This is a genomic window from Noviherbaspirillum sp. ST9 (genome assembly GCF_048799745.1).
Lineage (GTDB): Bacteria > Pseudomonadota > Gammaproteobacteria > Burkholderiales > Burkholderiaceae_D > Noviherbaspirillum.
This window is the reverse complement of record NZ_JBLWFR010000035.1, coordinates 1-977: the sequence shown is the minus strand read 5'-3', so window position 1 is coordinate 977 and position 977 is coordinate 1. Positions and strand designations below refer to the sequence as shown.

At 48.1% G+C, this 977-nt stretch carries 2 protein-coding genes; one reads left to right on the top strand and one right to left on the bottom strand.

What is annotated here, in order from left to right; all coding sequences use genetic code 11:
* A partial coding sequence (locus ACNOHI_RS24570; RefSeq protein WP_420477355.1) for a hypothetical protein occupies nucleotides 1-532 on the top strand: 532 nt, incomplete at its 5' end.
* An 81-nt stretch (nucleotides 533-613) separates the two neighbouring features.
* Here ACNOHI_RS24570 and ACNOHI_RS24565 read toward each other — a convergent pair.
* On the bottom strand, nucleotides 614-977 hold a 364-nt coding region (locus ACNOHI_RS24565; protein ID WP_420477354.1), incomplete at its 5' end, for a hypothetical protein.

The following is a 977-nucleotide window of genomic DNA, read 5'->3' as shown; positions in this document are numbered from 1 at the left end:
GTTGATCCAGGCCCCGGGCAATAAGCCTTTAACTGTAGCATTGCTCCAGCTTAGCCCCGATCCTGATGCTGCGCCCGAACTGCTTATGGGAACACCAACGCAAGAGAATGAAAAGAAGATCAACTGGGCTATTTATATTGACAATAGTTCCGGGGCGTTTCCTGATAAAGTGGATATGGTTGTGGTCAGGGCTAATACAGACATTGACGGGATGCCGCTCGGCACCATCGATACACTGGCCAGAATAAACGAACAGCAGCCAGGCAAGCTGGGTGATCTGGTTCAGCTGGATCTGTCGGGCGATGTCTCCCTGGGGCAGGGCGGTATGCCGGGGGCATATTTTCTGTTGCTTTACGATAGTTCTACCGGCGCCACCATTCCAGGTACGGAATTAGATCCCGCTTCCTTCTCGGGTGTATTTCTACAGTATTTCAACTATGATCCGGTGATAAAAAATTATGTATCCATTCTTAGTGCAGATGCGTCTGTTAGTCCCCCGTACTTTTCTAATATGGTAGCGGTACAGTATTGAGGTGGCATTCGGGCGTGGCGATCTTCGAACATATTCCTTAATTCTCTTCTTGCTGGGCGAAATCAGAATGTTTCGCTCAGCTTATTCAATTATAATCATCCGGCGAAACTTAACGGTAGCCGGTACGGCAGGCCATACGGCCGTGTAGGTTTGGTAAGTCAGCGTAAGAGTATCATTACTGACGCTGTAAGTTGCTTCCGGAAAAACGTCATGACGTACAGCCGTGGTTTCCACCGCTTCTCCCGGCTTCTGCACTGTCATTTCAGTAGCGGTTACTTTTAAAGCGTCGCCCTTTATACTGTAAGTTCCCAAATACTTCATACTGGTTCCTCTTACAACCGCCGAAAACCAAAAAGAATAGTCCTTATCAAATTTCAGGGAAAGAGACTGCCCACTCGATCCAATCTCACTCCAGTCACCGGCAAGCAGATTTTCTTGGTTCTCA